This is a genomic window from Clostridium sp. BL-8 (assembly GCF_002006495.1).
Lineage (GTDB): Bacteria > Bacillota > Clostridia > Clostridiales > Clostridiaceae > Clostridium.
The window spans coordinates 1-8,778 of sequence record NZ_LZZL01000141.1 but is presented as its reverse complement, the minus strand read 5'-3'; the positions used below and the strand labels follow the sequence as shown (position 1 = coordinate 8,778).

The following is an 8,778-nucleotide window of genomic DNA, read 5'->3' as shown; positions in this document are numbered from 1 at the left end:
AGTAGGACGTTGCGAGGTAAGATAAAAGATAGCTGATATGGCTATCTTTTTTATTATAACTATATTTCTATATCGAAATTAATCTATAATTAAAATAGTTTTGATTGTTTAGAACAGGGGATTAAGTAATATCTGTACCTAAAAGAGTCAGTTTTATATTATGGTAGTATAACATTTTGTCCTTATTGGATAGAATGCTTTTTTATTTTGCAAAGTTTTTGAGATACTACTTATTTTAATTTATAAAGAATAATTATGAGTGGCACAATGGGTTACTTTGTCTTGTGGAAAGATAATAATTAGAATGTTACTAGGCATTATGGAAGAGTATTTATATATATGGTAAAATTTAATAAAATAATATATTATCCTAAAGACAAAAAAGATAAAATCATATTATATTCTTAAATTGTAAATAGTAATTGAATAAGGAGCTTATAGAAGTGTTTAATGCTAGTGAGTATTTGGAAAAAGGGCTTGGAGTTAAGATAAGTAAAGATATTGCTGATATGATTAATAGCGAAGCCTCCTTTGTGGAATTTCCAGCTAAACATATTGTATTGTATTGTTGGAAGGAATGAGATCAACAAGACTCTATTTTATTATTTCTGGTATAGTTAGAGGCCATTATATCGATGAACAGGGAAATGATGTTACAAAATGTTTTAGCAGCGAGAATGAAATATTTTTTTCTGAAGGTTTATGGATAGAAAAGCCTTCATCATTTACTATTGAGTGTTTAGAGGATTGTGCATGTATTCAATTTTCATATGAATTTATACATAGAATTATGAACGAAGATGATGTGATTAAGTCCTTAATTTTTAACTATTATTTAAAGATAGTTAGAAGATTAGAAAGTAAGGCTAAAAATTCAGCTTTGCTTAATGCAAAAGAACAGTACATTGAATTTTGCAAAAAGTATCCTAATCTACATAACAGAGTTGAGCTTAAATGTATTGCATCTTATATAGGGATCAGGCCAGCATCTTTGAGCAGAATAAGAAAAGAAATGAAAAATAATTCTTTAAATTAACCTATGTGAATTACTGAAATAATTCTTTCTTCTATAATTTTATAAGAAGAAAGGAGTGTAGCATGTGAAGTATGTATTGATTACTGGTGGGACAAGCGGAATTGGCTTTGAATTTGCAAAGAGTTTTGCTAAGGATGGATATAATATTGTCATTGTTTCTTCTAACAATGAGAGATTGCAAAAGACGAAACAAAAATTAGAGAATGAGTTTGATATACATGTATTAATATATCAGCAGGATATGGGAAAGATAGGAGCGGCAATACAATTATATAACAAGATTAAAGAAGATAATTTAAGGGTTTCGGTGCTTATAAATAACGCAGGAATAGGATTAGCTGGTCCGACAGATAAAATAAATTTTGAACGTGATGAAAGCATGATGATATTAAATACGATAAATCTTGTAGAGCTATGTAAATTATTTGTTTCCGATATGTATAAGTGTGGAAATGGCAGGATTTTAAATGTTTCGTCTATAGGTGCTCTTCAGCCAGGACCATATACTAGTACTTATTGTGCAAGCAAAGCCTTTGTATTAAGTTATAGCAGAGCAATTAGTTATGAAGCAAAGAAAAGAGGTGTACAAGTTTCTGCTTTGTGCCCTGGTCCTACAAAAACGGATTTTTTTGTGAAGGAAGGAACAAAGACACCACAAAATGCTATGACTGCTGAAGCAGCTGTGACATATGCCTATAAACAGTTTATAAAAAATAAAGATATTATTATTCCAGGTTTCAAAAACCGAATAACAAGATGGTTTCCAATTAAGTTAAAGATGAGATTTATTGCAAAAATGAAGCGAGAAATTTAATATCGTAGTTTTTTATACAGATATGTTTTTAAAATAAAAGTAAATGAAGAGAAATACAAATAGTGGTATAATTGTAAAGGAATAAGTGAGAATGGTAATGTGGAAGTGAAGTTAAAAAACAAAGCATTGCTAAAAGTTAAACTAATTAAAAATTGAACAAAGAAGTATAAGGTATAATATGTAATTGGCGATAAATATATTATAATATTGTTATTAATTGAAGCATAGAGAACGAGTGTGAGGTAAAAATGGATATTTACGTTTATAAAACTTATGAAGAATGGTTTGATGACAAGCCTACAGAGACTCTCGAGGGAGAAGTTAATTCTGTATACAATGGAGTCTTTGTGATTGATACGACTATAGATTACAAAAGTTACAGACAAATGTTATCTCTGAAAAATAATTTTGCAGTAATATACAAGCTTCCTTATGGATTCTTATCTTATGCAAAGGAAATAAACGTGTATTTAAATATTACTTCTTGGCAAAATTCTGAACCTGAAATTTCGTTCAAAGGAGAAGTATGTGAAGATCAATGCGGGGACAGTCATGTAGTATTTATAACTGAGGATGGGTTCAAGCAGTGCATATCATTAGATGGTATTTATGCTGTTACATACGAAAGGTAGGCATTGTATGAATTTAATAGAAGTAGATTTGAGAATGTTGTACAGAACATGGAAATCAAACTTAGGGCCATTTAGATGTTTCTTAAGAAGTGCACCATTTGTATCACTGCAAACATATGATGATTTTTCATTAAGGGAAGAAAACATAAGTGAACTAAATGAAATTATATTAAAAGATGTGATTAAAAATTGTAATGAAGATAATTTCTTAATTGTTGACCTACCATTAGAAGATATTTTGGATTTAGCCTTAGTATTAAATAATGATTATTGTATAAGACCTATTTTAAATGTTAATCTTCTATTTCATCCATTTGGGATAATTGGGAATAAGGATAGTATTAGTAAGTTGATAAATAATGGATTAAAACTAAAAAAAATAAATCCAAAGAAATTTGTTATGTTAATTCCTTATGATAGGTATGATAATAATTTAAAAAATGAAGATTTAACAGACAAGCTGAATAATCAATATGGCATAGGGGAGGATGATCTTCCCTATGTTGAAATGCTAAAAGAAATGAGATATAACAAGGTAACTATTTTAACTAAGGATGAGATAAAGGAAGATTTAAAAGAATACGTAAATTATATAGAAAAAGATATAAGGGTAGAAATAATAAGGGTGATGATATAGTGAGAGACATTAGAAAAATATTAAAGGAAAACAAAAAGAGAGCATTATCAATAGCAGTGGCAGCAGCATTCGCAGTTGGCAGCCCTATTGGACTTGGAGGTTGTTATAATGCGAATCCAAAAGATGATGATGACGATCAAGAAAATAACAGTTCTGGGGGCGGTGGCGGATATTCTGGGGGATGGCATAGCTATGGTGGAGGTTCGTCAAGTGGAAAATCTTCAATAAGTGATGGATCAAGTGGGGGAAAGACATCAGGATACTCGGGATCAATAGGAGGAAGCTCATCAAGTTAATTCTTATAGTATAAAGATTAATTAAAGGAGTGAATAATGCTATGGAAAAACAACTTAAATATACTGAGGATGTTTTATTTAATAACTATATGGTTAGTTCATTAGGAGAAGAGCATGTTCATTCACAGATACCTTTCTATTTTGATAAAGTTACCTATGAGAAGATGATATTTTATAGTGAAGAAATAAATAGAATTTCATTAGGGATATTAAATGAAATTAAAGGAAATCATAAGGAAGCATTAAACTATTTTGATAACTTTATTCTTAAAGAAAAGATATTTGATTTAAAGTGCCCAGTTTCACCAATGTTTTGGACAAGATATGATACATTTATAGATATTGATAATAATATTTATTTTGCTGAGTTCAATTATGATAAACCTTGTGGGCAAAAAGAAATACATTTAGCAGGAAAGAATAATTTTGAAGGAAATTTAAATTGTAAATTTATTGATACTTTAATAAGTGAGCTGATAGAAATCTGCTTTAAGTATTCAGGAGCTAAAGAAAAAATAAATGTGGGATTTTTGATGGATCCATGTCATTATGAAGAATTTCATCACAGCTTTTACTTTAAATATATATTAAAGAATACAAATATTAATATTGTACAGGTAGGTCCTATTAATTTGTCTGTTAAAGATGGATATGTTTATGGATATTCAACTATTAAGTTAACTGTAATTTTAAGGCTGTTTCCTACTGAATTCTTCTCTGAAATTACAAATATAAACGAAATTTTAGAGTGCGTTGATAAAGGAAAGTTATTTCTAATTAATGACCCAAGAATTATTGCTATTCAAGCAAAAGGCTTCCTTGCTTATTTATGGGATTTGGTGAAGAAAGATTCTAAGCTTCTCTCTTTAAGGGATAAGGAAGTTATTTGCAAATGTATACCTTATACGGAAATATTAGAAGCAAATCACATTGATGAGGTAATAAAAAATAAAGATAATTATGTTATCAAGTCTTCCTTAGGAAGATATAGCCAAGAAGTATACATTGGGAAGATGTATACGCAAGAGACGTGGGAAAAGCAGATAAAAATTATATTAGAAAGCCCGAAAATACATGTAAAGCAAAACTTAATTAATATAAAAGAAGACTATACTTATGCTCCAAGCGATTTTAATATGAATATTCCTACTTTAGCCTTTGGAAATTTTGGTGTTTACTTAATAAAGGATAAGGTTCAAGGATTTTTAGTTAGGTGGAGCAGCGATTTTTTGACTAATGATAACTACACATGGATGTGTCCATTAGGAGTTAAAGATATACCAATTTATATAGAAAAATTCAAAGGAAATAATAGAAAGAAAGTTTGGGATAAATTAATAGAAGAGATCACCTTTAAATATGATTTTACAGGAGCATATACAAATTATAATGAGTATATTTCCTTAGATTCATTGATTATAGATGAAAGTATTTATAAGGAAATGCTTTTTGCAAGTCATAAGTTTTGTGCGATATTAAAAAGAATGTATCCATATGTACAAAAAAACATAGAACTTTTGGGACCTATACTTGGAATACCGGAAGAGCTTTATAAGTTAACTTCTATTTCATGCACTTCTGTTCTTTGTGCATTAGGAAGAATAGATTTTGTTATTGATAATAATGGAGAATTAAAAATTTTAGAGTTCAATTCAGAAACCCCAGCGGGTTTAGTTGAAGCTATTGGTGTAAACTCTGTAGTCAGTAAAGAATTAAAAATTAAATATGCTGATCCTAATGAAAATTTTAGGAATAAAATAAAAGATGTATTTTCACATATATTAGAAGAATTTAAACAATATAAAAAAGTGAAAAATATAGGAGTCGTGACTTCATGGTATTATGAAGATATATATACAAGTAACTTAATTGCTGAAATATTAAAGGAACTGCAACAGTATGATATTACTTTTGGAAATATATATGATTTGAAGGCTAAGAACAATAAACTTTATCTTTATGGAAAAGAAATTGATGCTATTTACAGGCATTATCCTTTAGATTGGTTTTATTATGATGAAAAAATGCGACATACAATTGAAATTTTAAATTCTGGAGATTATTTAATAAATCCAGCGCATACGTTAATAACTCAATCTAAAGCGTTTTTTGCGGTGATTTATGAATTAATAGGGAAAGAATTTTTTACAGAAGATGAGGAAAAATTTATTTTAAGGTATATACCATATACATGTTTAGAACCCGATAATAAGCTTTCACCTGATTATGTAGCCAAGCCATATTTATCGAGAGAAGGTTCTGGAATTACATTGAGTTATTCCCAAAATAGCAGCTTAAATGATGTTATATTTCAAAATAGAATAAATACTAGGCCTTTAAATATAGAGGTGTATTCAACAATAAAAGAATATAGTAAATATCAGTTTCCTGTGATAGGAGTATATGTAACAGATGATAAGCCATCTGGAATATATACTAGAATGGGTGATTTTATAACTAATAAAAATGCTATATATATGCCTACATATATTAAGTAAAATTAAGAAAGGAGATAATTTTTATGAATGGTATTCTCAATAATATTGTATCAAGCATTATCTTTGGATTAATAGGAATTATACTTTTAATTTTTGGATATTGGTTTTTTGATAAGGTTTTAACTAAAATTGACTTCAATCAGGAACTAAAGGAGAAAAATGTTGCTATGGCTATTGTTATAGCTGGTTTTATGATTGCTATTGGCATTATAATTGCAGGAGTTGTATCCTAGATGATTCCGCTACTGAAACATAAAAGAATAAGAAAATTAGTAAAAGAAAACTACCTTTAAAGATAAAAATTAAAGGTAGTTTTTTTATTTCAAAAGTACGTATTATTTATAGCAATAAATTAAATAATAGTATTAGACACTTTTTCTAAGCCAAGTGGAAACGTATTGATTTATAGAGAATATAGTGTGAATTTAATGAGATAAGGAGGAAAAGTATGAGAAAGAATGTACTAAAGAAAATTTCAGCAATAATAGTATTTATTTTGTGTATATCAATGTCTTTAAATAATACTGCATATAGCTTTGAGTTTAAAGCAATAGGAGTGGCGAATAAAAGTAATGTAGAACGTAGTAAGGATATAAGAGTACAAGACGACTTTTATAATGCAGTAAATAAAGAATGGCTATTGAGTACAAAACTTCAAGATGGATACATTTCGTATGGAACTTTTGAAGAAGTATGTGGAAAGGTAAATGATGACATGCTAACCATAATACTAGATATACAAAAGAATAAAGATAAATATAACAAAAATGATGACGAGATAAAGGCTTTAAATTTATATAATAACTATTTGAATATACAAAAGAGAAATGAACTGGGTGTAAAACCAATAAAAAAATATATTAATATGGTTAATGAAATAGAAAGCATAGAAAAGTTAAAAGATATATTAGGAAACAATGAATTTTCATACTTTCAACCTCTAATTAATCTTGGAGTTGGACCGGATTATAAAGACAGTAATACAAATGTTTTATATGTATCACGCAGTAATCTTGGTTTAGGTAATTCTTTTTATTATAAGGACAATAGTGAAAACGGGAAAAAGATAAAGGATGCGTACATTAATTATTTGACTAAATTACATACATTGTATGGAGAAAGCGAAGAAGAGGCAAAAAATAGTGCTCAGACTTTTTATAACATGGAAAAGAATGTAGCGCAGATGATACCATCTTATGAAGAAGATGCTAAAGACGAAGACAGAGTCTTAAAATCATATAATGTGTATACAGTTAAAGAGTTAGATAAATTAGTACCCAATATAAACTTTTCTAAGATGCTAAGCAACTTAAATATAAATAAAGCTAATAAGGTGATAGTAGAAAATCCAGAGGAACTGAGATTAGTGAATTCATTTATAACAGAAAAAAACATAGAGAATATGAAGAGATATTTGAAAACAAGTATATTACTCAATACAGATAGTCTTTTGACAATGCAGCATCGAGAGGCCTGCGACGAATTAAGAAGAATATTCTATGGAGTAGAGCCTACTGATTTAAATGAAGGATGCGGAGTTAAATTTGTAAGCTGCCAATTAAATGAAATTATAAGTAAGTTATATGTAAATAAGTATTTTGACAAAGAATCTAAAGATGATGTGGAAAATATGTCTAAGGAAATAATAAAAAATTTTGAAAAGAGATTAAAAAATAATACATGGATGAGTAAAGCAACAAAGAAGAAAGCACTGAGCAAGTTAGAACATGTTAATGTAAAAATAGGTTATCCTGAAGAATGGAATGATTATAGTGATGTAGAAGTGAATTCTTATGATGAAGGTGGTTCATTAGTAGACAATGTGATGAATATTTATATGTCACAAAGCAAGAGACAATTTTCAAAGTTAGATAAGCCTGTTAACAAAAGTGAGTGGAATATGGGAGCTTGTGCAGTAAACGCTTATTACAACGCATTGAATAATGAGATTGTATTTCCGGCGGGAATATTACAGTCACCATTTTATGATAAAAATGCAAGTAAAGAAAAAAATCTTGGAGGAATTGGTGCCGTTATTGGTCATGAACTTACTCATGCCTTTGACAATACAGGAGCTCAATTTGATGAAAATGGGAAACTAAAAAATTGGTGGAATGAGAATGATTATGAGGAATTTATTAGTAGAAGCAAGAAAATAGTAGACTATTACTCTAATATAGAAATAAATGATGGAAAACACGTAAATGGCTTTTTGACAGTAGGGGAAAATATAAGTGATTTGGGAGGCATAGCATGCGTTTTAGATATTGCAAAGAAGACAGAAAATCCAGATTTAAAAGCTTTATTTGAAAATTATGCAACAATTTGGAGGGAAGTCTCAACTAAAGAACTAAAGGAGTATCTATTAAATAATGATTCACATGCTCCCAAGAAAGTTAGGGTTAATGTAGTATTATCACAATTTGAAGATTTTTATAAAACTTATAATATAAAAGAAGGCGATGAAATGTACGTAAAGCCTGAAGAAAGAGTAGGGATATGGTAAAAAATAAATGAAAATATTAATTGAAATCTAATAAAAATAGAAGTGATACTTAGGATAAGATCAAAAATACTAATTAAACATATCCTAGTGTATCACTTTGTATATAATTGAGTAATAATGAGTAAAATGAAGGAAGTAAGGAATATTTATAAAAAAATGCTAATAAATTAGAATAGGATGATAGATATGGTGATATAATAAGTTTTGTTGTCGCGAGAGTTGATAAAAAATGAAAAAACATCAAAAAAAGATGTTGACATTAATTCAACTAAATGATAAACTAAATGAGTTGCTTGAGGGCAACAAGATCTTTGAAAATTGAACAGAAAATAATAAGTACATTTAAGTAAACCAGCAAT

General features: G+C 28.5%; 9 protein-coding genes. All 9 read left to right on the top strand.

Going from position 1 to position 8,778, the window contains the following annotated elements:
- Positions 1 to 443: 443 nt before the first annotated feature.
- The 9 genes from CLOBL_RS28775 to CLOBL_RS25805 all read left to right on the top strand — a co-directional run bounded on the left by CLOBL_RS28775 (position 444) and on the right by CLOBL_RS25805 (position 8,419).
- Positions 444 to 581: a hypothetical protein gene (locus tag CLOBL_RS28775; protein WP_242953930.1), complete on the top strand. Its 138-nt coding sequence runs from the start codon at positions 444 to 446 to the stop codon at positions 579 to 581.
- A complete protein-coding gene (locus CLOBL_RS25840; protein WP_242953929.1) occupies positions 578 to 1,036 on the top strand; it encodes a Crp/Fnr family transcriptional regulator in 459 nt (152 codons plus the stop codon). The genes CLOBL_RS28775 and CLOBL_RS25840 overlap by 4 nt, the downstream gene beginning before the upstream one ends.
- Positions 1,037 to 1,100: 64 nt before the next feature.
- Positions 1,101 to 1,850, top strand: coding sequence for an SDR family oxidoreductase (locus CLOBL_RS25835; protein WP_077861621.1), 750 nt, complete (start codon positions 1,101 to 1,103; stop codon positions 1,848 to 1,850).
- A gap of 248 nt (positions 1,851 to 2,098) precedes the next feature.
- Entirely contained in the window at positions 2,099 to 2,482 is a 384-nt protein-coding gene (locus tag CLOBL_RS25830) for a hypothetical protein (protein WP_077861620.1), read from the top strand.
- Between the two features lie 7 nt (positions 2,483 to 2,489).
- Positions 2,490 to 3,119: a normocyte-binding protein gene (locus CLOBL_RS25825; protein ID WP_077861619.1), complete on the top strand. Its 630-nt coding sequence runs from the start codon at positions 2,490 to 2,492 to the stop codon at positions 3,117 to 3,119.
- Positions 3,119 to 3,415, top strand: a complete 297-nt coding sequence (locus CLOBL_RS25820; RefSeq protein ID WP_009168067.1) for a hypothetical protein — start codon at positions 3,119 to 3,121, stop codon at positions 3,413 to 3,415. The genes CLOBL_RS25825 and CLOBL_RS25820 overlap by 1 nt, the downstream gene beginning before the upstream one ends.
- Before the next feature lie 41 nt (positions 3,416 to 3,456).
- Positions 3,457 to 5,913 (top strand): glutathionylspermidine synthase family protein, encoded by a 2,457-nt coding sequence (locus CLOBL_RS25815; RefSeq protein ID WP_077861618.1) that lies wholly within the window; start codon positions 3,457 to 3,459, stop codon positions 5,911 to 5,913.
- Between the two features lie 23 nt (positions 5,914 to 5,936).
- On the top strand, positions 5,937 to 6,146 hold the full coding sequence (locus CLOBL_RS25810) for a DUF350 domain-containing protein (protein WP_077861617.1): 210 nt from the start codon (positions 5,937 to 5,939) through the stop codon (positions 6,144 to 6,146).
- A 215-nt stretch (positions 6,147 to 6,361) separates the two neighbouring features.
- Positions 6,362 to 8,419, top strand: a complete 2,058-nt coding sequence (locus CLOBL_RS25805) for a M13 family metallopeptidase (RefSeq protein WP_077861616.1) — start codon at positions 6,362 to 6,364, stop codon at positions 8,417 to 8,419.
- Positions 8,420 to 8,778 lie beyond the last annotated feature (359 nt).

Bases quoted from the DNA above. Each gene is read 5' to 3' on its own strand.
- CLOBL_RS25840 (WP_242953929.1), top strand. From the start codon at position 578: ATGAGATCAACAAGACTCTATTTTATTATTTCTGGTATAGTTAGAGGC.
- CLOBL_RS25830 (WP_077861620.1), top strand. From the start codon at position 2,099: ATGGATATTTACGTTTATAAAACTTATGAAGAATGGTTTGATGACAAG.
- CLOBL_RS25825 (WP_077861619.1), top strand. From the start codon at position 2,490: ATGAATTTAATAGAAGTAGATTTGAGAATGTTGTACAGAACATGGAAA.
- CLOBL_RS25815 (WP_077861618.1), top strand. From the start codon at position 3,457: ATGGAAAAACAACTTAAATATACTGAGGATGTTTTATTTAATAACTAT.
- CLOBL_RS25810 (WP_077861617.1), top strand. From the start codon at position 5,937: ATGAATGGTATTCTCAATAATATTGTATCAAGCATTATCTTTGGATTA.
- CLOBL_RS25805 (WP_077861616.1), top strand. From the start codon at position 6,362: ATGAGAAAGAATGTACTAAAGAAAATTTCAGCAATAATAGTATTTATT.